Here is a 23045-nt window from a genome sequence, read left to right on the forward strand (position 1 = left end):
GGGCGGTTAATCCGCGTAGTCCGACAGAAGTTTGGTCTTGAATCCCGCGGCGTTGAGCCGGGTCAGGATTTCCTGGACGTGGTCGGAATCGCGGGTCTCGACCATGATATCCAATTCCGCATTCTTGACCGGTACGTCGAAGAACATCCGCTGATGCTGGACTTCGACGATGTTGCCGCCGGTCCGCCCGATATGCTGGGTGACTTGTGCCAATACGCCGGGGGCGTCCTTGATCAAAACACGAATTCGGACAAGGCGCTGGGCACGGACCATGCCCCGCATCAGGACGCCTGCGAGAATGCGGGAATCGATATTGCTGCCGCAAACGATCAGGCCGACTTTTTTTCCGGCAAAGCGCCTGCTTTGGTTCAGAACTGCCGCTAGGGGGGCGGCGCCGGCGCCCTCGGTCACGATTTTACCCGTCTCGAGCATGGTTTGAACCGCCGCTTCCAGTGACGGTTCGTCGACCAGCAGGAAATCGTCGACCAGCCGTTTGGCGATTTCGATATTGATTTCGCCCGGTGTCTTCACCGCGATCCCTTCGGCGATGGTATCGCCGCCCATCTTGGGCTCCATGCCGTGAATGATTTGATACATGGAAGGGTATAGGGCGGCTTCCACGCCGATGATTTTGATGGAAGGCTTTATGGCCTTGGCGGCCGTGGCGATCCCGCCGATGACCCCGCCGCCGCCGATCGGCACCACGATGACGTCCAGATCGGGAATATCGGCCAGCAATTCGAGAGCGATAGTGCCTTGTCCGGCGACGATATAGGGATCGGCATAGGGATGGACGAAGGTCAGGTTTTCCTTTGCCGCCAGTTCCTGTGCGAAAGGTTCCGCAGCGTTGATGTTGTCGCCATGCAGGATGACGCGGGCACCATGCGCCTGGGTCCGCGCGACCTTTGTGAAGGGCGTACCTTCCGGCATGACGATGGTTGCCGGAATCCCGAGGCGCTTGGCGTGATAGGCTACGCCCTGGGCATGATTGCCGGCGGACATCGCGATGACGCCGTTGGTTTTTTGATCTTCCGTCAGGGACGTCAGCTTCACCAGCGCGCCGCGATCCTTGAATGAGCCGGTTTGCTGCAGCGTTTCCAGCTTGAGAAATATCTCCGCGCCGGTGAGGTCGGAAAGCGGGCCGGATTTATGCACGGGCGTTCTGACGACCTGCCCGTCGATCATCTTGGCGGCTTCGCGGATATCGTCGATCGTTACGACATGTTTTGGATCCATGATCTGTCCCTCCCGGCCCAACTGCGTCCGCCCGGCCTGATCGACGGCCTAGCGGGGATTGAGGACGAGTATTCTGTCTTCCGTGGGTTGGATATCTTTGGGGCGTCCGTCGCTGCGGAAATAGCGACCGTCGCGCCAGTCTTCCAGCAGGTCGTCGTAATGCGGCGATAACGGGTTTCCGGATTGCCCGCCGGCCAGTGAGAATCGGCTGTTCGTCAGGTCCGACAAATCATAAACGGCACGAAAACCCGCGCCGTGTCCATGCCTGAACAGAGGATCGTCCGAAGGTCTGCTTTGTCCTCGGTTCAGCGTATGGTCCCCGCCGGATGTAGCGATGCGCAGGTTCGCCATCCCGTCCAGACCGGGAAGACGGCCGAGAAATCTATTCTCGAACACGGCGACATGCGCCTTGGCCCAACGCCATTCCGCAATCTCGTCGCCGAAACGTTCCTGCAATTGCGATACGGTCGTTTCCAGCGATTCAGACAGGATCGTCGCACAATCCTCGACGTCATCCGTTTGGATATTGTCGCACCAGGCCGCTTCCTCTCCCTTCAGGACGTTTATGACGAAGATTTCCTGCTCCTGCCAATAGGGCGGATACGCGCCTTTCACCTCGTCCTTGGCCACCGCGATTGTCAGAACGTTCAGCCATGTGGCGTAGATGAGCGGTTCGGCCCTTTCCCGTTCCATACGTCCATCCCAAGCGGTCAAAAGGGAAAGCGTCTGCTTTCCCAACTCGCTATCCGGTTCGGCGTTCGTCATCAGGGGCAGCAATTCAATAGCGGCGTCGGAGACGATATCCATCTGCCAATCGATGCTGTCCTCTATCGTCGTCCCACTGATGCCGGACAGCAGCAGGTCGAGCCGTTTGGCGCGGAAGGCGGGCGGCCATTCAGCGGAGATCAGATACGGAAAGGTTTCGTCGACCAATCTGTTGTTGGCATTGCGGATGATGCCCGAAGGCGGATCGAACACCTTCGGCAGTTCTTCATAACTGAGGAAACGATCCCAGTCGTAATGGCCGGTGCCACCATCGACAGGCAGCAACCCGTTCCCGTTTCGGCGCACGGGTATTCGACCCGGCGCGACCAGTCCAATCGTGCCGGCCGTATCCGCATAATGAATGTTCTGCACTGGCGCGCCGTACAGGCGCATCGCATCTTCGAATTGCTGCCTATTTCCCGCCCGGTTCAGGCGGAACAGCGCTTCCGGGGTTCGGTCCTCTTCCTGAAGTCCCGGGAAGGCCAGGGCGAAGGCCGTGCCGAACCCCTCGCTGTCGAGGGGCCGGGGCGGGTCGTCCCACAGATCGCTGATGATCGGACCGTGATCGGTCGCTCGAATCGTCAGCTGGACCGGGTCGCCGAACCGGACCCGGATCGTTTCCTCGCGCCGGGCGATATCCTCCCAACCGAAACGCGTTTTGTAGTGCAGCCCGTCACCCGAGACGGTCTCGACGAACAGGTCCTGTGTGTCCGCATAGGTCGTGGTGAAACCCCAGGCGACCGTCGCGTTATGTCCTAGCAGGTGGAACGGTACGCCGGGCACGGTGACACCGGTGACTTGAAGATTGGGGGCATCGATACGCACGAAATACCACAGGTTCGGGGCCGTGAACCCCAAATGCGGATCGTTCGCCAGGATTGGGGCACCTGTTGCCGTATGCTCGCCGGATATCACCCAGGCGTTTGACGCTGTATCGGACTGAAGTTCAGGCGGGGCAGGGACATAACGATCGAGCAGCGCCCTGGCCTCGGGCGGAATGGTTACAGGATCGTGCGGCAGTGCTCCCGGCAAGAGCGCGCGGGTCTTCTCCTCTCCCAATTCTCGCAACAGTTTTTCCCGCGCCTGTTCGGACCGCATATTTGTCGCCAATTGAAAGGCCATCATGCGGCCCCAGACGATGGAGTCGGCAGGCTTCCAGGGTTCGGGCTTGTGAAACAGAAGCTGAAACTCCGGCGGCAGCGGGCCATCCGTGGTTTCGATCCACGCATTGACGCCGGCTGCATAGGCATCGAGCGCCGCCAATACATCCGCCGGCAGATGCTTCAGCTGGGCTTCCGCCAACCGGTAGAAGCCTAGCGTACGAATGTAGCGATCCAGCCCGAGCGTGCTGGATCCAAGCAGTTCCGAAAGTCGGCCGGCGCCGATCCGGCGCGTCATTTCCATCTGCCACAAACGATCTTGGGCGTGGGTATAGCCAAGTGCAAAATAGGCGTCGTGGTCGTTCGCGGCGCGGATGGTGACAAGACCCCGGCCGTCTCTTTGAATCGCGGCTTGGGCATGCAGGCCCGGCAATTCGATTTCACCCGCTAGATCCGGTAGGGACATCTGGAACCGCACTGCGAAAAACCCGGCCGCGGCCGCCACGGTTACCATGATGAAAACCAGAATGCCGATTACCCAACGCATTGCCTCACCCGCTCCCCAAGACCAGGGATTTGCCTGTTGCCGGCCTTGTTTGGCGCAATCCAGTCGCTACCTTGGCCGTATGACTTTAACGCAACCCTGTTGAATACCTAGCGCGCGGCGATGCGGAAGGCCACCGCAGGACGGTGACAAACGGACGATGAGACGAAATGTGACCGACGAGGCCGGGAGTGCGGGCGCTTTGACGGCAACGGCTGGCGGCGGCCGCTGGCCGGATTTGCGCGAGGTGCCATTCAAACCGCGGGCGCCTTGGTTCAACGGAGACCTTCAAACCATCCGCAATTTCCTGGTCGTCGAGGGGTTGGGCCGAGGACCGGCGCCACCTGCTTCCCGCCGCATGGAACTCCCTTTGAACGACGGTACCGGGGATCGTCTGCTTGCCGATTATTCGCAAGGCGAGGAAGGGCGGGGGCTGATTGTGCTGATCCATGGGCTAAGCGGTTGTTCCGCGTCCGCCTACATGAAGGCATCTGCCGCTGCTTTCGACGCGGCCGGGTATTCGACGCTGCGCCTGAACTTGCGGGGCGCCGGCCCATCAGCGGGCCTAAGCAGCGACTGCTATCACAGCGGCCGGACGGAAGACCTAGCCAACGCTTTGAGGACTTTGCAGGACCAGGACGACAGGATTTTTCAGCGCGGTTTGTGTCTGGTGGGATATTCGCTGGGCGGGAACATGCTGCTGAAATTCCTGGCCGAGTATGCCGGTGATTTTCCGGTAACGGCGGCTGCGACGGTTTGCGCGCCGATCGATTTGGCTGCCGCATCGCGGTGGTTCGATCGACGCCGCAACCGGATTTACCAGCGTCGGCTGCTCAATTGGATGCTTCGTGACGCGGTTCGTCTGCCGCTGTCATCGACGCAGCGCGACGCGATCATGGCGGCCAGAACGGTTTATGGGTTCGACGAGGTTTTCACCGCACCGCGATTCGGCTTTGAAAGCGCGGATGATTACTACGCCAAGAGCAGCGCCCGGCGCTTTCTGTCAGGCATTGAAACGCCTAGTTTGCTGGTTGAGGCACAGGATGATCCCTGGGTACCGACCGCCAGCTATGACAATGTGGATTGGTCGGTATTGCCACGTCTCCATCGCTTGTCCGCGGAGGGGGGCGGTCATGTTGGATTCCATGACAATGCGTCGCGGGTTCCTTGGCATGATCGGAGGATTTTGTCGTTCTTTGAATGGGTTGCGGGGTGAGGTTTATGTTTAACGGTCCGAATGACGGCGGCAGGCTCTTGTCCCGCAGGATGTTTCTCGCTCTTGCGGCTATCGGCTGTTTGTCGCTTTCCGACACGGTGCGGGCCGAGATCCTGACGAAGGGCAGCTTCGGGAGCCGGGAGGCCTATCTGAAACGGGTGCAGGATCTTTCCGGCGCGCTCGGCGCCTTGCCGCGGTCGGATGAACGAAACCGTGCGGAAATGCGCGCGATCGCATCAACCCTTTCGGCTGCCGTAAAGGATATGTTGTTCAACGAAGCCCAAGCCCGCGACGGAAAGGTTGCCCCGCCTGCTTCGGCTTTGCAGGTGCCGTCTGGTCCTTCAAAACCGGGCGAGGCCGGTGATGAAACGGTTCCGATTGCGAAAATCCCGGATGATTGGCTGCTGTTGAAGGGCGGGCAGGTGCAGGACGATGCTGCGGACCTTCTCGCCTTGTTGGAGGATGAGGGCGAACCGGTATCCTCCGCCGCAATCGACGGTCTGGTAAATGCGATCACGCTTGCTGTTTCCGAGCTGAACCGGCCCGGATCTTGACCCAAACAGGTACGCCGGGACCTCGCGGTTCCCGGCGTTTCCGTTGATCGGCTGTTCGATCCACTATTTCTGAGAGGCGTCCAGGGCCTGTGACAGATCGGCGAGGATGTCGTCGATATGCTCAATCCCGATGGACAGGCGGACATAGGAATCCGTTACACCGGTCGATTGCTGCTCTTCCGGCGTCAATTGGGAATGGGTGGTCGTTGCCGGATGAATGGCAAGCGATCGGGCATCGCCGATATTGGCGACATGGTAGAACAGTTTCAGTGCGTCGATGAACTTTGCCCCGGCTTCCTTGCCGCCTTTGATGTGGAACCCGACCAGCGCGCCCAAGCCTTTCTTCAGGTATGCCTCGGCCCGGCGTTTGTTTTCGCCCTCCTGAACGCTCGGATGGATGATGTCGGTCACCGCCGAATGCGTTTTCAGGAAGTCGACCACACCCAAGGCATTGGCATTATGCTCGCGCATCCTAAGCGGCAGCGTTTCCAGGCCTTGGATGAACTGGAAGGCGTTGAAGGGGCTCATCGCGCTGCCCAGGTCGCGCAGCAGTGTCACGCGTGCCTTGATGATATAGGCGACCGGCCCGATCGGTTTGACGGCTTCGGTCCAGACCGCGCCATGATAGCTGGGGTCGGGCTGGTTAAGATAGGGCTGGCGATCCTTGAAATCCGCCCAGGGGAAGGCGCCGCTGTCGACGATCAGACCGCCGATGGAAGTGCCGTGGCCGCCGATGTATTTGGTTGAGGAATAGACGACAATTGCAGCCCCGTGGTCGAACGGGCGGCAGGTGACCGGCGCAGCCGTATTGTCGACGATCAACGGTATACCGAATTCTCGACCGATGGCCGCGACTTCGGCTATCGGAAAGACCCGCAGTTTCGGGTTCGGCAAGGTCTCCGCGTAATAGGCGCGGGTCTTGTCGTCGGTCGCGCGGCGGAAGGCTTCAGGATCGGACGGATCGACGAAGCGAACCTCGATTCCCTGATCCTTTAGGGTATTGGCGAACAGGTTCCAGGTGCCGCCGTAAAGGTCCGTGGAACTGACGATATTGTCGCCGGCATGGGCGATATTCTGGATCGCGAAGGCGCTGGCGGCCTGGCCCGAAGACAGGGCGAGGGAGGCGACGCCGCCCTCAAGGGCCGCGATGCGCTGTTCCAGGACATCGACGGTCGGGTTCATGATGCGGGAATAGATGTTGCCCAACTCTTCCAGCGAAAAGAGTTTGCGGGCATGTTCCGCACTTTCGAACTGATAGGACGTCGTCTGATAAATCGGAACCGCGACCGCGTTCGTGGTCGGATCTGCGCGATAGCCCGCATGCAAGGCTATGGTTTCGGGATTCTGGCTGTTGGTTGTCATGGCGACACCCTCCGTTGTTAACCGTTCTTGTCACGAGGGCACGTTTCCGTGTCGCTTTAGCTGTTGGTAACGCGGAGCAAGCTGTCCCTCAAATCACCGCGGACCCAAGTCTGATCAGTCAGGCTGGGTCATTGGGCGCCGAGCGTCATCCGGTACAATGCGGGAAGGGCATTAAAAAACCGGCCCTGAGACGGCCGGTGAGAGGGGGACTTCGCCCCGACACCCTCTTTAGCCGTGTTTATAAAGCGCCCGCAAGCTAGGACTCAAATCAGCGCTGAGGCGGAAATTAGCTGAATTGGCTGTCGGGTCAAGTGGCAAAACGGGATAGAGCGCAGACGCTTTGGAATGATGCCCAGGCAACAGATTGATCCGGCGGGCAGGGACTACTATTCAACAAAACACGAATGCGGACCGTTCGACTCTGTCCTGCGGTTCAAAGAACAAGAGTGAAGGGGTGGAAATGGATTTCTCCTGGTCCGAGGAACAGACGGCGTTCCAAGACATGGCACGCAACTTCGCGCAGAACGAGATGCTGCCGCATGCCGCCGAATGGGATGAGAACTCGATCTTTCCCGAGGAAACCCTTCGCCAGGCCGCGGCGCTGGGATTTGGCGGGATCTACTGTGCCGAGGAACATGGCGGGTCCGCCCTGACGCGTCTCGATGCGGCGATCATCTTCGAGGAATTGGCGGCCGCCTGTCCGTCGACCGCCGCTTACATCTCCATCCACAACATGGCCGCTTGGATGATCGATCGCTTCGGCGGGGACGAGCAGCGATCGCGTTTTCTGCCGAAACTGATGACCATGGATCATTTCGCGTCCTATTGCCTCACCGAGCCGGGGGCAGGATCGGACGCTGCAAGTCTGCGGACGCGCGCCGTTCGGGACGGTGACGATTACGTCATCAATGGCAGCAAGGCCTTTATTTCCGGCGGGGGACGCAGCGACCTTTACGTCACAATGGTGCGAACGGGAGACGAAGGCCCCGGCGGAATAACCTGTATCGCGATCCCGTCCGACACGCCGGGCGTCAGTTTCGGGGCACAGGAAAAGAAGCTTGGTTGGCATTCCCAGCCGACCGCCATGGTCAATTTCGAGGACGCGTGTGTTCCCGTCGCATACCGTATCGGTGACGAGGGCGAAGGGTTCAAAATCGCAATGCAGGGGCTGGACGGCGGCCGGATCAATATCGGCGCCTGTTCGCTGGGCGGTGCGCGTGCCGCATTGGAAGCGACCAAAGCCTATATGGGCGAACGTAAACAGTTCGGGAAGACGCTGGCACAGTTTCAGGCATTGCAGTTCCGCGTTGCCGATATGGCGACCGAACTTGAAGCCGCCAGGTTGATGCTTCACCGCGCGGCAACACTGGTCGACAAGAAGGACCCGGCCGCGACCATGCATGCAGCGATGGCCAAGCGGTTCGCGACCGATGCGGGCTTCGAGATTTGTAACCAGGCGCTGCAGCTGCACGGCGGTTATGGATATCTGCGCGATTATCCCATCGAACGCTATTTGCGCGATCTGCGCGTCCATCAAATCCTGGAAGGCACAAACGAAGTGATGCGTTTGATCATCGCCCGCCAGCAGTTGGCGGGGTAGTCTGCCGGCAAAACCCGACCATTGTGGCGGCGTAACGCCGCTGCTTGTTCCGTGAATCGAGTGAGTAAGGAAATCCTATGACCGAAGAGGCCGAAGTCCTTTTTGAAACCCGCGGGCCGTTGGGGCTCGTCACCTTGAACCGACCCAAAGCCTTGAATTCATTGACCTTGAACATGATCCGACTGGTCGACGCACAACTTCGGACCTGGGCGGACGACGATGCGATCAAGGCCATTGTCCTGCTTGGCGCGGGGGAGAAGGCCTTCTGCGCCGGCGGCGACGTGGTGAGTTTGGCAAAGGAATGGGATGGGGTTGAACAGTTGCGGAAGGACTTCTTCCGCGAAGAGTACATCCTGAATGCGCTTATCCATACTTATCCCAAGCCCTATATTCCCCTGGTGGATGGCATCTCCATGGGCGGCGGGGTTGGTATGTCGGTCCACGGGTCGCATCGCGTTGTCAGCGAGAAGGTACTTTTCGCCATGCCGGAAACGACCATCGGCCTGTTTCCGGATGTCGGCGGAACCTGGTTCCTCCCGAAACTGCGAGGGGAGGTCGGCACCTATCTGGCCCTGACCAATTCCAGGCTGAAGGCGCCGGATGTCGTTTATGCCGGCGTTTACGATTCCTTCGTTCCCAGCGCGAACCTGCCGGGCTTGCTGGATGCCCTGGCAACGGCCGACTGGCTGGGGGAAGATCTTCATGCCATAGCGGGCAATATTATTGGTGGGTTCCAGAAACATGCCGGTGAACCGACCCTGGCGGAGCACCAGGCCGTGATCGACCGCTGTTTCGGTCATGACAGCCTTCCAGACATTCTCGCGGCGCTGGATGCCGAGGGCACGGAATTCTCGTCTCAGGCCGCGCAGGCCATCCGTGAGAAATCGCCCCTGATGTCGTCGGTGACCCTGCGTCAGTTAAGGAAAGGTGCGCCGCTCAGCTTCAACGACTGCATGATCCTGGAGTATCGGATGACGCAGGCCTGCATGGCGGGGACCGAGTTTTTCGAGGGGGTCCGCGCCTTGCTGATCGACAAGGACAAGAACCCGAAATGGTCGCCCGCCAAATTGGAGGACGTGACCGAAGAGATGATAGAGCGTCATTTCGCCTCGTTGGGTGACGAGGACCTGAAGCTCTAGAAACCGAAACAGACGGAAACGGGCCGGTCGAACCGGTCGCAACGGGAGGAAAAGATGCCAGTAGTCGGTTTTATCGGTGTCGGAAACATGGGCGGGCCGATGGCCGCCAATCTGATCAAGGCTGGAATGACCGTAAAGGCGTTCGACCTTTCCCAGGAAGCGGTGGACAAGGCTGTTGCCGACGGGGCAACGGCGGTGGCCAGCGCAGCGGAGGCGGCGCTCGACTCCGATGTCGTGATCACCATGCTGCCGGCGGGCAAACATGTTCGCGCGGTTTACGAGGGCGAAGTGATCGGCCATGGGAAGGAAGGCGCGCTTTTCATCGATTGCTCGACCATAGACGTCGAGACCACGCGTGATGTGAACAAGGCCGCGACCGACAAAGGATTCGACATGGTCGATGCGCCGGTTTCGGGCGGTATCATGGGGGCGGCGGCCGGCACGTTGACCTTCATGTGCGGCGGCACGGATGCGGCTTTCGACAGGGCAAAGCCGTATCTTGAGATCATGGGCAAGACGATCGTTCACGCCGGCGGCGCCGGGAACGGCCAGGCGGCGAAGATCTGCAACAACATGATGCTCGGGATCCAGATGGTTTCGGTTTGCGAGGCTTTCGCCCTTGCGGAGAAACTCGGCCTCGACGCCCAGAAACTGTTCGACGTCTCGTCGACCGCCAGCGGACAATGCTGGTCGTTGACCACCTATTGCCCGGTCCCAGGACCTGTGCCGACCTCGCCGGCGAACCGGGACTATGCGCCGGGATTCACCGCGGCGATGATGGTGAAGGACATGAACCTGTCGCAGGACGCGGCGAAGTCCTTCGGTGCACAGACGCCTCTGGGGGCGGCGGCGGCCGAACTGTATGAGAGGTTCTGTGAGAGCGGATCGGCGGGTGTCGACTTTTCCGGCATCATTAAGATGCTGAAGGGATGAGCCATTCGGGGCTGGTCGTTTTTCGGCCGGTCCGACATGCCCCGACCTTGCGCCGGGTGGTTATCGCGCTCTCCGATTCGGATCACACTGTCGGCCAAGTCCGCGAAACTAATGGATCTTGGCACTAAATGTGTATGTTTCGGGCGGTAATGGACGAGATTTCCGCACGGTGCTTGTGTATTCGCGCAAGTAACGGCAAATTTGTCCCAGGTTCATGGAGCGAATTCCATAATCCTGTTGAGGAAGGGGAGGGCGGACCGCTTTTGGCGCGATGCACTTTGGTCAACACAAATAGGTAAGAGGGCTTCCCGTGAAGGAGCGTTATTTAGATGTCATTCGATTGATCGAGCGGTTGCATCGGCAATTTCTCGAAGTGATCAAGGGAGAGCTCGACAGGGCGGGTATCCGGGACATCAACAACATCCAAGCCCTGATCCTCTACAATATCGGGACAGATGAACTGACCGTGGGTGAGTTGACCCATCGCGGCTACTATCTCGGCTCCAACGTGTCCTACAACGTGCGTAAAATGGTCGAGAACGGCTATCTGGTCCAGGAACGGTCCTCGCATGACCGCCGCTCTGTCCGTGTTCGCTTGTCGGATAAGGGACTTGAGGTACATGAGACGGTGAACAAGATCATCGACTCTCAAGCGGGCCGGCTGAGTGAAACCGGTATCACCGACAGCCATCTCGACGGAACGGGACAGGTGCTGACCCGGCTCGAACGGTTCCTGCTGCACACATTCGGATACGCTTCCCCGCGCTAAGGGCGAAAAACCGTATCATTTCGGCAAATCGAACGATAAGCGCCGTCGATCTGGTCGACGGCGTTTTCTTATCCGCTTGTCTTGGGAAGTTGATCCAGCTTTTCCTTGAGCAATGCCATCAGACCGTCCAAGCCGCTGCGCCGCACGACGGAGTCGAATTCTGACCGCTGCGTCTGCAGCATGCTGACCCCTTCGACGATAACGTCCACGATCTTCAACTTTCCATCCCGGTCGGTCTTGACGCGCCATCCGGCTTTGACGGGCGGGGAACCGTCGCCCGAGGTGATGGCTGTCACCACCAGGGCATCCGCTTTTCCGGCCTGGGACGTGCCCGTGACTTCGAATTGCTGGCCGCCATATTCGCCAAGCCGCTTCGAATAGGTTCGTACGACGAATTCGGAGAACAGTTCCAGGTAGGATGCGCGCTGGGCGTCATCGGCCTTGCGCCATTCCGGGCCCAGGACGAAGCGGCCCATGGTTTCAAGTTCAAGGTTCTCGCGCAGCAAGGCCTGAACGGTTTCTTCGCGTTCGTCGCGCGGTTGGTCCTTGTTTGCCAGGACCGCGATCGCATTGTCTCCCAGTTCCTGCAGGAACGCGGCCGCCTCCTTTTGGTCCGTCGTCTCTGCGGCGATACCGCCGCTTGGTAAGGCGAAAACGAGCATGGCGCAAATCAACGGCAGAACCGCACCGAGGCGGAAGGTCGTCGTCGTTTGCTGCATTGTCGCGGAAATAGTCGTCATTAGGGCCATGTCTTGGGTGTCCGTTGCTTGGGGAAAAGCGGTGCCGCCCGTATCCCGGTCCTTTGTCCAACCTGTCTTCTATAGGCGGAGATCGGATAGTGCCAGTTGGAATCCCGGATTCGTGATCGGCACGCAAACCTGCAGGGAATTCACGGGTTGCTTCGGCGCCGCCGGATGGTGGTCCCGATCGCAGCGGTGATCAGTACCAGGCCGACGATGTCCGTGACGGTCAGCATCTCACCCAGTAGTGCCGCACTGAGGCTGATTGCCGCGAAAGGAACGACCAGGGAACCAAGCGCGGCAAAGGTCATCGTCGTCTTGCTCAGGATCGTGTACCAGCAGACCACGCCGACGCAGATGCTGAAGACCGCCACGGAAAAGGAAGCCAGCATGGCTTCGAGGCTGACGGTTTCCATCCAGGCCGTCCCGTCGATGATCGGGGCGGCGATCAGAATCGGGATACCGCCCAGCACCATTTGCCAGGGGATCAGCGTGTAAACCGGGCTTTCGAAACCCGCGCGCTGTTGAAGAATGGATCCGAACGTCTGACAGAAGGCCGCCGCCAGGATGGCTGCAATACCGATGACGGACGGTTCGGCGGCGAACAGGTCCTCGAATGTCAGGAAGCCAATGGCGAGCAGGGCCAGGACGATCCCGAAGGTACGGCGGACCGTCAGCGGTGCCTTGTACAGGGCGAACTCGATGATCATGGCCCAAAGCGGCGTGGTGAAAGCCAGAAGCGCGGCGCGTCCGGCCGGGAGCGTCGTCACCGCCAAGGCGGACAGGCAGTACCATAAGGTGACGTTGAGAAGACCGATCCGGATGATGGTGGGCCATTCCCATCGCTTGGGCAGGATCGTCCGGTTTTTGATCCAGCCGACCAGGAAGAGCGTCGCCGATCCGGCCACGACGGAAATGAACCGGAAGCTCAATACCGGCACTTCCGCCACGGCCAGTTTCATCATCGGCCAGGTTGAGCCCCAGGCGAGTGCCAAAACGAGCAACAGAAGCCATGCCACGGCGGGAATGCCCTGTTCCTGCGCTGCTTGCGCGCCTGAGGCCGAACTGCCGGGCCCTGAGGACCCGGCAGCGACGCCGTCTTGCGATTTCATGGCCGGTTCGCCTGTCTCCGGACGGCCGTCGCGCCCGGTTTTCTCCCTTACATGAAGGCCTGGAGGCCGGTTTGCGCACGGCCGAGGATCAGCGCATGGATATCGTGCGTGCCCTCATAGGTGTTGACCGCCTCCAGGTTCATGACGTGACGGATGACGTGGTATTCGTCTGAAACCCCGTTCCCGCCGTGCATGTCGCGGGCGGTCCGTGCGATTTCCAGGGACTTGCCGCAGGAATTGCGTTTCAACAGGGAAATCAGCTCCGGCGGACAGCGGCCTTCGTCCTTCAATTGACCGGCACGCAGGCAGCCCTGCAGGGCCAGCGAGATCTCCGTCTGCATGTCGGCGAGCTTCTTCTGCATCAACTGCGTGGCGGCCAGGGGGCGGCCGAACTGCTTGCGCTCCATCACATAGTCGCGCGCAGCGTGCCAGCAGAACTCCGCCGCGCCGATCGCGCCGAATGCGATCCCGAAGCGGGCGTTGTTGAGGCAACCGAACGGACCTTTCAGGCCTTCGACATTCGGCAGCAGGTTCTCTTCCGGGACGAAGACTTCGTCCATCATGATCATACCGGTGACGGAAGCGCGCAGCGAGAACTTGCCTTCGATCTTCGGGGTCTCGAACCCTTCCATGCCGCGTTCCAGAACGAAGCCGCGGATGACGCCGTCTTCGGTCTTGGCCCATACGACAGCGACATCGGCGATGGGAGAGTTGGTGATCCAGTTCTTGGCGCCGGAAATGCGGTAGCCGCCATCGACCTTCTTGGCGCGGGTCACCATGGAACCCGGATCGGAGCCATGATCGGGTTCGGTCAGGCCGAAGCATCCGACCCATTCGCCGGATGCAAGCTTCGGCAGGTATTTCTTGCGTTGTTCCTCGTTCCCATAGGCATAGATCGGATGCATGACGAGGGAGGACTGAACCGAGAAAGCGGAACGATAGCCGCTGTCCACACGCTCGACCTCACGGGCGGCGAGCCCGTAGGCCGTGTAGCTGACGCCGGCGCAGCCGTATTCTTCCGGAAGCGTCATGCCGAGCAGACCGAGTTCGCCCATTTCCGTGAAGATGGAACGATCGAATGTCTCATGACGGTTCGCTTCCAGCACACGGGGCATCAGTTTGTCCTGGCAGTACTGAGCGGCCGTGTCCTGGATCATCCGATCCTCTTCGCTCAACTGCTCTTCGATCTGGAAGGGGTTTTCCCACTGAAAACGCGGCCGCATCTCGGTCATATCGTATCTCCTGACGTGTTCGGGGTTCTAACCGCTTCTACCGCGCTCCGGCCATCCGGCGGGATGTCGGGTTCCGAAACGGTCCCGTGTCTGTATGATTGCGGATGTCTTATGACTCGGGGCCCAATAAGTCGAGCATGTTATACGAAACAGTGCTTCCACGAATTCGGGCCCAGGCGGGGAAGGCTGGTAGAAAATGACGGTCAAGTTTCGGTCCAATCTGTTGCCGGAAGGCGCGTTGATCGAATACGTCCCGAGCGGCGCGTATGTGAAGGTCTCCGCTGTCGATCCGGTAACGCGGGAGGAAGTGTCGATCGTCGGCGATCCCCGTTCCGGCGCGAAACGCCTGTCTCTGGAGGCGGTTAAGAAACTGGAATTCGTCCTGCGCCGAAAACAGTCGCAAAAGGAAGGGGCAGCGCGGGGCCAGAGCCCGGTGACCCGCGGCAAACGGTCCGAGACCCCAAGCGGTTGGGATCTCTGAGGTGACTGTCCCACTTTTTTCGGTGATTAAGGTTTCGAATTGCTGGATGAACTGAAAGGGGCCGTCCTTCTGGACAGCCCCTTTCCCGGCACGTGCTCCTCTCGCGCCTGGCCTTGGTCTCTTCCGGACCAGGCCTTAACTCCTGGATCGATTACATCGCCACGCGTCCGTCGCCTTTTCGAGGCGAGGGGCCTTTGCCCAAGCCGATCTTCTTCGCGAAGGCTGACCGTTGCGCTGCATAATTTGGCGCCACCATCGGATAGTCAGGCGGCAGGCCCCATTTTGCGCGATACTCTTCCGGCGTCATGTCGTAATTGGTGCGCAGATGCCGCTTCAGCATCTTCAACTTCTTGCCGTCCTCCAGACAAACAAGATAATCCGGCGTCACGGAACGCTTGACCGGAACGGCGGCTTTCGTTGCCTGCTGCTTGGGCTGGCGCGTCTCGGCGGGCCCCAGGTCGCACAGCGCCTTGTAGATCGTATTGATCACGGAAGGGACTTCCTTCGCGGAAACGCTGTGGTTTCCGAGGTAAGCCGCCGCGATATCCGACGTCATCCGCAGTACGTCCCCCCGGCCATCGGCCGCAGACCGCTTCAGATCACTCATGCAAGAAGTCCTTTCAATCGCAAAACTTGCTTCAGGTAATCGCCGTCGTACCCATCAAAACCGTCTGGGAACACTTCTGATGTCGACCTGCGAATCGGTTGAAAGCAATTTATGTCCTTCCCCAATTCCATCAGGAGACCGGGAGAAATGATAAAATCCCGAACCCTAACGAAGACTTAACACTGCTGTCAGACCGGTGCGAATACCTGCTCCAGCTAGATGATTCTCAAGATCGTCAATACTAAAGCACTCGGGGAAATGGAATTCAATATTGAAAATGGTTGGATACTAATAGAATCAACTTTTTTACTTCCTAATAGTCAATTCGAACTAGTCTTTTGTTGTCCTGAATGGGGGCTGGTTTCGATACGTCTCCTGTGATATCGACCCGGCGCGGTTTCCTTGAAAGCCTGCGCTTTCACGGGGAACGCTTTGTGTGGAATTCGCGACGCAGAGAGGGGCCGGCCAGGACGAGGTCGGAGGGTGGATGACGGACGAGACGATCGCTATCGCCAGCGACCATGCCGGCCTGGAGATGAAGAACAGCCTCGCGGAGCAGTTACGCGGAATGGGCTTCACGGTTCAGGACCTGGGTACGAACAGCAAAGAGTCGGTCGATTATCCGGATTATGCCGAAAAACTGGCCGCAGCTCTGGAAACGGGACCTGCGCGTCGTGGCGTGTTGGTTTGCGGGACGGGTATCGGGATTTCGATCGCCGCGAACCGCCACCGGCACATCCGCGCCGCCTTGTGCCGTAATTCGACCGATGCGCGCCTGTCGCGCCAGCACAACGATGCCAATGTGATCGTGCTCGGTGAGCGGACAATGGGGCAGGAAGTTGCCGCAGATTGCCTCCGGGCTTTCCTTGAGACCAAATTCGACGGCGGCCGTCACGGACCTCGCGTCTCCAAGATGTCGTAACTCGCCGCTGCGCCGATATTTCCAGGTTTCGCCGGATAGTATCGACATGGCTTCGCTTACCACGTGCTTTGCAGCAAAGCATGAGACGACAGGACCTGCGGCGCGGGTCCGAGAAAAGGGATAGAAGATGAGCAGTTCAGGACCCACCGTGGATCTCGACCAGTTTTTCGGACGTGATTTGAGCGATGCCGATCCGGCGGTCTTCAAGTCGATCCAGGATGAATTGGGTCGTCAACAGGAGGGCCTGGAGCTTATCGCGTCGGAAAACATCGTCAGCCGTGCGGTCATGCAGGCGATGGGGTCGGTCATGACCAACAAATATGCCGAAGGCTATCCCGGCCGTCGGTACTATGGTGGCTGCGTCTATGTCGACGACGCCGAGCAACTCGCGATCGAACGGGCCTGCCAGTTGTTCGACTGCTCCTATGCCAATGTTCAGCCGCATTCCGGCGCTCAGGCGAACCAGGCTGTGTTCATGGCGCTGCTGCAGCCGGGCGATACGTTCCTGGGCCTGTCGCTTGCCAGCGGCGGCCACCTGACACACGGTGCCGGTCCCAACCAGTCGGGCAAATGGTTCAACGCGATCCAATATGACGTGCGGAAGGAAGACGCCTTGATCGACTTCGATCAGGTCGAGCGTCTGGCGCAGGAGCATAAGCCGAAGCTGATCATCGCGGGTGGGTCGGCCTATCCGCGGATCATCGATTTCAAGCGTTTCCGTGAGATCGCGGATTCCGTCGGTGCCTTTTTCATGGTCGACATGGCGCATTTCGCCGGTCTGGTCGCGGGCGGCGTGCATCCGAACCCGTTGGACTACGCCCATGTCGCGACGACCACGACGCACAAGACCCTGCGCGGGCCGCGCGGCGGCATGATCCTCAGCCGGGACGAAGCGCTCGGCAAGAAAATCAACTCCGCCGTATTCCCCGGACTGCAGGGCGGCCCCCTGATGCATGTCATCGCCGCCAAGGCGGTCGCGTTCGGGGAAGCGCTCACCCCCGAATTCAAGACCTACAGCAAGCAAGTGGTGGATAACGCCAAGGCGCTGGCCCAGACATTGGTCGAAGGCGGGCTCGACATCGTCTCGGGCGGAACCGACACGCATGTCATGCTGGTCGATCTGCGCCCAAAGAAGGTGACCGGCAACATCGCGGAGAAGAGCCTGGAGCGGGCCGGCATCACCTGCAACAAGAACGGCATTCCCTTCGACCCGGAGAAACCCGCCATCACGTCCGGCGTGCGCCTCGGCAGCCCGGCTGCGACCACGCGTGGGCTCGGCACCGCCGAGTTCATCGAGCTCGGAAAGATGATTGTCGAAGTGCTCGACGGACTTGCGGCCAACCCGGATGATAATTCGGCGGTCGAGAACAGCGTCCGTCAACGCGTCGAAGCGATCTGCGAAAGGTTCCCGATTTACAAAGACCTTTATTGACGCATCAAAGAGTCGAACGGGCGGGGCCGGTGGATTGATTTCCGCCGGCCTCGTCATTTTTTGGATCGAGGTTGGCAGTTTTGCCGCGCTAGATGTTGTAAGACCGGGGTCGGCTGTCGCAATATAGGGGCGGTTCGGGCACCATCGGTTCGCGGCGTATTCGGTCTCACGATACACGTCCTCAAGCGCGCGAATACGGTCCAACATCAAGCAACAGGTATCGTTTGGGTACCGGGGAGTGAAAGCATGCGCTGTCCGTTTTGCGGCAACGACGACTCGCAGGTGAAGGATTCTCGTCCGACCGAGGATCACGCGGCAATCCGCCGCCGGCGTTTGTGCACCAACTGCGGCGCGCGGTTCACGACTTTCGAAAGAGTCCAACTGCGTGAATTGACCGTGTTGAAGAAGACCGGACAGCGCGAAGCTTTCGATCGAGAAAAGTTGCTCGGTTCCATGCGGACCTCGCTGCGAAAACGGAATGTGGACCCCGAACGGGTCGAGCGCGTCGTGAATTCCATCGTGCGCCGATTGGAAAGTAGCGGCGAAAGCGAAATCCGCGCCGAGACCATCGGAGAGATGGTGATGGAGGCACTGCACCAATTGGATCAGGTCGCCTATGTCCGCTTCGCGTCGGTCTACCGGAATTTCCGCGAAGTGAGCGATTTCGGCGCCTTCATCGACAATGAAGTGCGGCCGGATGGCGACGACTGACACGACCGACCCGACGGTCTTTTCCGAAACAGACAAACGGCACATGCGGACCGCGTTGGCCTTGTCCCGCCGCGGTTTGGGGAATGTCTGGCCGAACCCTGCGGTCGGCAGCGTTGTTGTAGGACCCGACGGCATGGTGGTTGGCCGTGGTTGGACTCAGCCGGGCGGCCGTCCTCACGCGGAAGCCATCGCGCTGGAACGGGCGGGGGATGCCGCGCAAGGCGGTACGCTTTATGTGACGCTGGAACCCTGCAATCACTATGGGAAGACACCTCCCTGCACGGAAGCGATCGTTGCTGCCGGGGTCGCGCGCGTCGTTGGGACGCTGGAGGATCCGGACCCGCGGGTATCGGGCAGCGGATATGACCGGTTGCGTCAGGCCGGTATCAAGGTCGATCTCGGCCTGATGGCCGAGGAGGCGCGGCATGCCAATGCGGGTTTCTTCAGCCGGCTCCGAAAGGGACGGCCCTGGGTCACCTTGAAAATGGCCATCTCCATGGATGGGCGGATCGCGCTGGCAAGTGGCGAAAGCCAATGGATCACCTGCGCGGAAGCACGGCAGATCGCCCACAAGCTGCGCGCGGAAAACGATGCCATCCTGGTCGGGATCGGTACTGTTTTGGCCGACAATCCTCAGCTCACCTGCCGATTGCCGGGTTATGAGGGCAGGCAGCCGGTCCGTGTGGTCCTGGACGGAAAGGACCGTATTCCCCCCGGCGCCGCGATCTTGAGCGAGGACGCGCCGACTTGGACGGATCAGGACCTGGGGAACGGGGCCGGCGAGAGGCCCGACCCCGGTGCGATCCTTGCCGCGATGAGCGATCGGGGCATCACGCGTCTGCTCATCGAAGGGGGCGGGACTGTTGCCGCTGCCTTCATCGCCGCCGATCTGGTGGATGAAATCATCTGCGTATCGGCCCCGATGGTAATTGGCGGCGACGGTATTCCGGTCGTCGGGAACACCCGGGCTGCCGAGTTGGCGGGGTTGCATCGTTTCAAGCGCGTCTCGATCGAGGCGGTCGGTTGCGACAGCATGGTGCGCTACATCAGGAATTGACGGTTGCCGGCGCGCCGGTTTCGTCATCTCACCTTTTATGGAAAGTGGCGGTCCGCCCATCTACCCCCGCGCTGGGTGGCATGGTACAGCAATGGCCATGATGGAACATGAGACACCGCAATCCAGCGCCATCCTCGCCGACATGCGTATCATCGATCTGTCGCGCGTGGTGGCTGGCAATATCACGACACAGGTCTTCAGCGATCTCGGCGCGGACGTAATCAAGGTCGAAAACCCGAAGGACGGTGACAACCTTCGCAACTGGACCTGTCAGGGGTTGGAGACTTGGTGGAAGGTCTATGGGCGCGGCAAGCGATCCCTTGGCCTCGACCTGCGTGCGCCGGAAGCCAAGGACATATTGAAGGGCCTGCTGGCGGACGCCGATGTGCTGGTAGAAAATTTCCGGCCAGGCACGCTGGAGAAGATGGGCTTTGCGCCGGAGGAAATCTGGAAGATCAACCCGCGCGTCGTCATCCTCAGGATCTCTGGCTGGGGACAAAGCGGACCCTATTCCCATAAGGGCGGCTTCGGATCGTTGATCGAGGCCTATTCCGGCTTCGCGTCCATGAACGGTTTCGCGGATCGGGAACCGGTGCTTCCGCCCTTTGCCATGGCGGATGCCTATGCGGGTGTCTTCGGTGCGGTCGCCATTCTTGCGGCGGCACGCCGGGCGCAGGCCACGGGGCAGGGAGATGTCATCGACATGTCCTTGCTGGAGCCGTTGTTCTCCGTCCTCGGCCCGCTGACCCTGGAAGCGAAACTGACCGGCCGGCCGACGCCGCGCCAGGGGTCCAGTTCACCGACCCATGCGCCGCGCAATGTCTATGAATGTGGTGACGGCAAGTTCGTCGCGCTCTCCGCGGCCACGGAAGCGATGGTGAAGCGGTTGTTCGAAGCCATGGGCAAGCCGGAACTGGGTGAAGACCCTCGTTTTGCCAACCACGCGGCCCGCATCACCCATCGCCACGAATTGGACGGCGAGATCGGTGATTTCATGAAAACCCGCGATCGCGATGCCTGCCTCGCCCTGTTCGACAAGGCAGGGGTCACGGTCGGCCCGGTTATGGATGCCGGCGATCTGCTGGACGATGAATTCATGCGGGTCCGCGGTGCCCTGGTCGATCAGCCGGATAGCGAGTTGGGGACGATCCCCGCGCCCGGCGCGCCGATCCGTTTCGGTCATGCGCCGACCAAGGACATGCGGACCGCGCCGAAGGTCGGGGAACACACGCTGGAAATATTGAAAGAGCTGGGGATCTCGCCGCCAGCCAAAGGGGAGGCCGAATGAGCCACGATCCGAAGACTTTCCTGGCCGATGCGCGGTCGATCATGTTCCTCTCGCCGCTCTCCGAAAAGCATCTGAACAAGGCGCCCGAGACGGGTGCGGACGGTGTGATCCTTGATCTGGAAGACGCAATCGCGCCGGACCAGAAACCCGCTGCGCGCGCGGCCTTGAAAGCCGCCGTCGCCACCCTGCGCGGTTTGGGCGTCGGCAAGATCCTAGTCCGGGTGAACGCGCCCTGGATGCTCGCCTTCGAGGATGTCGCGGCCGCGGTTGAGGCTGGTGTCGACTGTCTGACCGTTCCGAAAGTCGAAAGCGCCGGACGCGTCTCCGTCATTTCCGAGTATCTCGACGAGTTGGAAGAGACGCGGGGGGACGGCATCCGCACCTTGTTGTTTCTGCAGATCGAAACCGCACTCGGTTTGGAAAACCTCACGACGATCCTCCGCGCATCCAACCGCGTTTGCGGCACCATGTTGGGGCCGGAAGATTACGCGAAGGATATGGGCCACAGCCCCACCATCGCGGCGAATGACTGGGCCAATATCGCGGTTCTGAACGCGGCAAGGGCAGCGGGTGTCACCCCCATCGGTTTCCCGGGTTCGATCACCATCATCCGAGATATGGACCTTTTCCGCGCACAAGTTGAACGCGCCAACGAATTGGGCTTCCGCGGTGCGGCGGTGGTGCATCCGACACAGGCGAAGGTCGCCAACGAGGTCTTCTCCCCAAGTGAGGCGGAGATCGAGGAAGCCAAGAAGGTCGTCGCCGCGGCCGAAGCGACGACAGCGGGCGCCTATCTGGTCGACGGCAAAATGATCGACGCTCCCATCGTGGATCGTGCCCGCGCCGTGCTCGCGCGCGTCCGCTAGGTCGAGAATTGGGAGGAAGAGCATGAACCTGTTTCCGAAACTTCAGCAGCGGGCAGAGACCGGCAATCCGATCCGGGTCGGGTTGATCGGGGCCGGCAAGTTCGGTTCCATGTTTCTGGCCCAGGCTTTGCGCCTGCCGGGCATCCACGTGGTAGGGGTCGCCGACCTTTCGCCCGTGAATGCGCGATCGAACCTCGACTATGTCGGCTGGCCGGCGGAACGCTATGCAGCGGCAAGTCTGGACGATGCCCTCGCCAAGGGTACGACCCATGTGGGCGAGGACGCGGCCGCGCTGATTGCCCATGGCGGCATTGAGATCGTGATCGAGGCGACCGGTCATCCGCCGGCAGCGGTCGAGCATTGCCTTTATGCCTTCGGGCACGGCAAGCATGTCATCAACGTGACGGTGGAGGCGGACGCCTTCTGCGGTTTCGGTCTTGCTCAGGCGGCCGAGAGTGCCGGGGTCATTTACAGCATGGCCTATGGCGACCAGCCGGCCCTGACCTGCGACCTCGTGGATTGGGCGCGAACATGCGGCTTCATCGTGACGGCGGCCGGGCGGGGCCATAAATGGCTGCCCAAATACCGGGCCTCGACGCCGGAAACGGTATGGGACCACTGGGGCCTTACGAAGGAGCAGGCCGAGCGTGGGCGGTTGAACCCAAAGATGTTCAACGCCTTCCTCGACGGGTCGAAACCGGCCATCGAATCCGCCGCCATTGCGAATGCAACGGGCCTGTCCGTGCCGGCCGAGGGGCTGCTGTTCCCGCCGGGATCGGTCGACGATATCCCGACCCTGATGCGGCCGGAAGCCAAAGGCGGTGTATTGGCGCATGAAGGGATGGTCGAGGTCGTTTCCTGCCTGACGCGCGAGGGGCAGCAAATCCCGAACGACATTCGCAAGGGCGTCTGGGTCTGTTTCCGGGGCGATACGGATTACGTGAAGAACTGCTTCGAGGAATACAAGGTCACGACCGACCCCAGCGGGCGCTACATGTCGCTCTACAAGAAATGGCACATGATCGGCCTGGAACTGGGCGTGTCCATCGCCGCGGTCGGGCTGCGCCGGGAGGCAACCGGTGTGGCGACCTGCCACAATGCGGATGCCGTGGCTGTCGCCAAGCGCGACCTCAACGCCGGTGAAATGCTGGACGGTGAGGGCGGCTATACCGTCGCCGGCGGGCTGCGCCCGGCAAGCATCTCCGTCGCGGAAGGCCATCTGCCGCTGGGGCTCGCTCATAACGTGAAGCTGGTGAATCCGGTCGAGGAAGGTGCGGTCGTCACCTGGGCGGATGTAGAGGCCGACACGACGTCGGCCGCCTACAAGCTGCGCAAGCAAATGGAAGATGAGACCGCCAATCGGGTAAAGGCGGCCTAGA

Annotated in this window: 20 protein-coding genes, 1 pseudogene and 1 riboswitch; of the genes and pseudogenes, 14 read left to right on the plus strand and 7 right to left on the minus strand. The window is 60.5% G+C overall.

The window, feature by feature from the left end; all coding sequences use genetic code 11:
- Window positions 1–6 precede the first annotated feature (6 nt).
- Both ACQK2G_RS08955 and ACQK2G_RS08960 read right to left on the minus strand, forming a co-directional pair.
- Entirely contained in the window at window positions 7–1236 is a 1230-nt protein-coding gene (locus ACQK2G_RS08955; RefSeq protein ID WP_425404685.1) for a threonine ammonia-lyase, read from the minus strand.
- Window positions 1237–1284: 48 nt separating this feature from the next.
- Window positions 1285–3648, minus strand: a complete 2364-nt coding sequence (locus ACQK2G_RS08960; RefSeq protein WP_425404686.1) for a penicillin acylase family protein — start codon at window positions 3646–3648, stop codon at window positions 1285–1287.
- Between the two features lie 169 nt (window positions 3649–3817).
- Here ACQK2G_RS08960 and ACQK2G_RS08965 point away from each other — a divergent pair, with 169 nt between their 5' ends.
- Window positions 3818–4861, plus strand: coding sequence for a YheT family hydrolase (locus tag ACQK2G_RS08965; protein WP_425404687.1), 1044 nt, complete (start codon window positions 3818–3820; stop codon window positions 4859–4861).
- Between the two features lie 5 nt (window positions 4862–4866).
- Window positions 4867–5415 carry a hypothetical protein gene (locus ACQK2G_RS08970; protein WP_425404688.1) on the plus strand — a complete coding sequence of 183 codons (549 nt, stop codon included), beginning with the start codon at window positions 4867–4869 and terminating at the stop codon, window positions 5413–5415.
- Between the two features lie 63 nt (window positions 5416–5478).
- Here the strand turns inward: ACQK2G_RS08970 and ACQK2G_RS08975 are convergent, their stop codons facing one another.
- Window positions 5479–6777: an O-acetylhomoserine aminocarboxypropyltransferase/cysteine synthase family protein gene (locus ACQK2G_RS08975; RefSeq protein WP_425404689.1), complete on the minus strand. Its 1299-nt coding sequence runs from the start codon at window positions 6775–6777 to the stop codon at window positions 5479–5481.
- Between the two features lie 207 nt (window positions 6778–6984).
- Window positions 6985–7062: riboswitch (SAM riboswitch) on the minus strand.
- A gap of 175 nt (window positions 7063–7237) precedes the next feature.
- Between ACQK2G_RS08975 and ACQK2G_RS08980 the strand changes: the two genes are divergently transcribed.
- The 4 genes and pseudogenes from ACQK2G_RS08980 (at window position 7238) to ACQK2G_RS08995 (ending at window position 11218) form a co-directional block, all read left to right on the plus strand.
- Window positions 7238–8377 carry an acyl-CoA dehydrogenase family protein gene (locus tag ACQK2G_RS08980; RefSeq protein ID WP_425407632.1) on the plus strand — a complete coding sequence of 380 codons (1140 nt, stop codon included), beginning with the start codon at window positions 7238–7240 and terminating at the stop codon, window positions 8375–8377.
- 77 nt (window positions 8378–8454) lie between these two features.
- Window positions 8455–9516, plus strand: a complete 1062-nt coding sequence (locus tag ACQK2G_RS08985; RefSeq protein ID WP_425404690.1) for an enoyl-CoA hydratase/isomerase family protein — start codon at window positions 8455–8457, stop codon at window positions 9514–9516.
- A gap of 39 nt (window positions 9517–9555) precedes the next feature.
- Window positions 9556–10449: pseudogene (gene mmsB / locus ACQK2G_RS08990) on the plus strand (3-hydroxyisobutyrate dehydrogenase); the annotation flags it as partial.
- A gap of 310 nt (window positions 10450–10759) precedes the next feature.
- On the plus strand, window positions 10760–11218 hold the full coding sequence (locus tag ACQK2G_RS08995; RefSeq protein ID WP_425404691.1) for a MarR family winged helix-turn-helix transcriptional regulator: 459 nt from the start codon (window positions 10760–10762) through the stop codon (window positions 11216–11218).
- Between the two features lie 68 nt (window positions 11219–11286).
- On the opposite strand, the gene ACQK2G_RS09000 is transcribed toward ACQK2G_RS08995, so the two are convergent.
- The 3 genes from ACQK2G_RS09000 to ACQK2G_RS09010 form a co-directional block, all read right to left on the minus strand.
- Window positions 11287–11958, minus strand: coding sequence for an MlaC/ttg2D family ABC transporter substrate-binding protein (locus ACQK2G_RS09000; protein ID WP_425404692.1), 672 nt, complete (start codon window positions 11956–11958; stop codon window positions 11287–11289).
- A gap of 149 nt (window positions 11959–12107) precedes the next feature.
- Entirely contained in the window at window positions 12108–13070 is a 963-nt protein-coding gene (locus ACQK2G_RS09005; RefSeq protein WP_425404693.1) for a DMT family transporter, read from the minus strand.
- 47 nt (window positions 13071–13117) lie between these two features.
- Window positions 13118–14302: an acyl-CoA dehydrogenase gene (locus ACQK2G_RS09010; RefSeq protein WP_425404694.1), complete on the minus strand. Its 1185-nt coding sequence runs from the start codon at window positions 14300–14302 to the stop codon at window positions 13118–13120.
- A 196-nt stretch (window positions 14303–14498) separates the two neighbouring features.
- Here ACQK2G_RS09010 and ACQK2G_RS09015 point away from each other — a divergent pair, with 196 nt between their 5' ends.
- Window positions 14499–14783 carry a DUF6898 family protein gene (locus tag ACQK2G_RS09015; RefSeq protein ID WP_425404695.1) on the plus strand — a complete coding sequence of 95 codons (285 nt, stop codon included), beginning with the start codon at window positions 14499–14501 and terminating at the stop codon, window positions 14781–14783.
- Window positions 14784–14934: 151 nt separating this feature from the next.
- Here the strand turns inward: ACQK2G_RS09015 and ACQK2G_RS09020 are convergent, their stop codons facing one another.
- Window positions 14935–15390, minus strand: coding sequence for a MucR family transcriptional regulator (locus ACQK2G_RS09020; protein WP_425404696.1), 456 nt, complete (start codon window positions 15388–15390; stop codon window positions 14935–14937).
- A gap of 487 nt (window positions 15391–15877) precedes the next feature.
- On the opposite strand from ACQK2G_RS09020, the gene rpiB reads away from it, so the two are divergent.
- The 7 genes from rpiB to ACQK2G_RS09055 all read left to right on the plus strand — a co-directional run bounded on the left by rpiB (window position 15878) and on the right by ACQK2G_RS09055 (window position 23044).
- A complete protein-coding gene (rpiB, locus tag ACQK2G_RS09025) occupies window positions 15878–16312 on the plus strand; it encodes a ribose 5-phosphate isomerase B (RefSeq protein ID WP_425404697.1) in 435 nt (144 codons plus the stop codon).
- 127 nt (window positions 16313–16439) lie between these two features.
- A complete protein-coding gene (gene glyA / locus ACQK2G_RS09030) occupies window positions 16440–17744 on the plus strand; it encodes a serine hydroxymethyltransferase (RefSeq protein WP_425404698.1) in 1305 nt (434 codons plus the stop codon).
- A 246-nt stretch (window positions 17745–17990) separates the two neighbouring features.
- Window positions 17991–18455, plus strand: a complete 465-nt coding sequence (gene nrdR / locus ACQK2G_RS09035) for a transcriptional regulator NrdR (protein ID WP_425404699.1) — start codon at window positions 17991–17993, stop codon at window positions 18453–18455.
- Entirely contained in the window at window positions 18442–19512 is a 1071-nt protein-coding gene (ribD, locus tag ACQK2G_RS09040) for a bifunctional diaminohydroxyphosphoribosylaminopyrimidine deaminase/5-amino-6-(5-phosphoribosylamino)uracil reductase RibD (RefSeq protein WP_425404700.1), read from the plus strand. The genes nrdR and ribD overlap by 14 nt, the downstream gene beginning before the upstream one ends.
- Window positions 19513–19603: 91 nt before the next feature.
- Window positions 19604–20800, plus strand: a complete 1197-nt coding sequence (locus ACQK2G_RS09045) for a CaiB/BaiF CoA transferase family protein (protein ID WP_425404701.1) — start codon at window positions 19604–19606, stop codon at window positions 20798–20800.
- The gene (locus tag ACQK2G_RS09050) at window positions 20797–21666 is read left to right on the plus strand and encodes an HpcH/HpaI aldolase/citrate lyase family protein (RefSeq protein ID WP_425404702.1); all 870 of its coding nucleotides are present in this window, start codon (window positions 20797–20799) and stop codon (window positions 21664–21666) included. The genes ACQK2G_RS09045 and ACQK2G_RS09050 overlap by 4 nt, the downstream gene beginning before the upstream one ends.
- Window positions 21667–21688: 22 nt before the next feature.
- A complete protein-coding gene (locus ACQK2G_RS09055) occupies window positions 21689–23044 on the plus strand; it encodes an NAD(P)H-dependent oxidoreductase (protein ID WP_425404703.1) in 1356 nt (451 codons plus the stop codon).
- Window position 23045: the final 1 nt, after the last annotated feature.

Source organism: Hwanghaeella sp. (assembly GCF_965227365.1).
Lineage (GTDB): Bacteria > Pseudomonadota > Alphaproteobacteria > UBA8366 > Aestuariispiraceae > Hwanghaeella.

What these genes read in the sequence shown, in the direction of transcription:
- rpiB (WP_425404697.1), top strand. Translation starts at nt 15,878, where the DNA reads ATGACGGACGAGACGATCGCTATCGCCAGCGACCATGCCGGCCTGGAG.
- glyA (WP_425404698.1), top strand. Translation starts at nt 16,440, where the DNA reads ATGAGCAGTTCAGGACCCACCGTGGATCTCGACCAGTTTTTCGGACGT.
- ACQK2G_RS08975 (WP_425404689.1), bottom strand. Translation starts at nt 6,777, where the DNA reads ATGACAACCAACAGCCAGAATCCCGAAACCATAGCCTTGCATGCGGGC.
- ACQK2G_RS09010 (WP_425404694.1), bottom strand. Translation starts at nt 14,302, where the DNA reads ATGACCGAGATGCGGCCGCGTTTTCAGTGGGAAAACCCCTTCCAGATC.
- ACQK2G_RS09000 (WP_425404692.1), bottom strand. Translation starts at nt 11,958, where the DNA reads ATGACGACTATTTCCGCGACAATGCAGCAAACGACGACGACCTTCCGC.
- ACQK2G_RS09020 (WP_425404696.1), bottom strand. Translation starts at nt 15,390, where the DNA reads ATGAGTGATCTGAAGCGGTCTGCGGCCGATGGCCGGGGGGACGTACTG.
- ACQK2G_RS08970 (WP_425404688.1), top strand. Translation starts at nt 4,867, where the DNA reads ATGTTTAACGGTCCGAATGACGGCGGCAGGCTCTTGTCCCGCAGGATG.
- ACQK2G_RS09015 (WP_425404695.1), top strand. Translation starts at nt 14,499, where the DNA reads ATGACGGTCAAGTTTCGGTCCAATCTGTTGCCGGAAGGCGCGTTGATC.
- ACQK2G_RS08985 (WP_425404690.1), top strand. Translation starts at nt 8,455, where the DNA reads ATGACCGAAGAGGCCGAAGTCCTTTTTGAAACCCGCGGGCCGTTGGGG.
- ACQK2G_RS09050 (WP_425404702.1), top strand. Translation starts at nt 20,797, where the DNA reads ATGAGCCACGATCCGAAGACTTTCCTGGCCGATGCGCGGTCGATCATG.
- ACQK2G_RS09055 (WP_425404703.1), top strand. Translation starts at nt 21,689, where the DNA reads ATGAACCTGTTTCCGAAACTTCAGCAGCGGGCAGAGACCGGCAATCCG.
- ACQK2G_RS09005 (WP_425404693.1), bottom strand. Translation starts at nt 13,070, where the DNA reads ATGAAATCGCAAGACGGCGTCGCTGCCGGGTCCTCAGGGCCCGGCAGT.
- ACQK2G_RS08980 (WP_425407632.1), top strand. Translation starts at nt 7,238, where the DNA reads ATGGATTTCTCCTGGTCCGAGGAACAGACGGCGTTCCAAGACATGGCA.
- ACQK2G_RS08955 (WP_425404685.1), bottom strand. Translation starts at nt 1,236, where the DNA reads ATGGATCCAAAACATGTCGTAACGATCGACGATATCCGCGAAGCCGCC.
- ACQK2G_RS09045 (WP_425404701.1), top strand. Translation starts at nt 19,604, where the DNA reads ATGGCCATGATGGAACATGAGACACCGCAATCCAGCGCCATCCTCGCC.
- ribD (WP_425404700.1), top strand. Translation starts at nt 18,442, where the DNA reads ATGGCGACGACTGACACGACCGACCCGACGGTCTTTTCCGAAACAGAC.
- ACQK2G_RS08960 (WP_425404686.1), bottom strand. Translation starts at nt 3,648, where the DNA reads ATGCGTTGGGTAATCGGCATTCTGGTTTTCATCATGGTAACCGTGGCG.
- nrdR (WP_425404699.1), top strand. Translation starts at nt 17,991, where the DNA reads ATGCGCTGTCCGTTTTGCGGCAACGACGACTCGCAGGTGAAGGATTCT.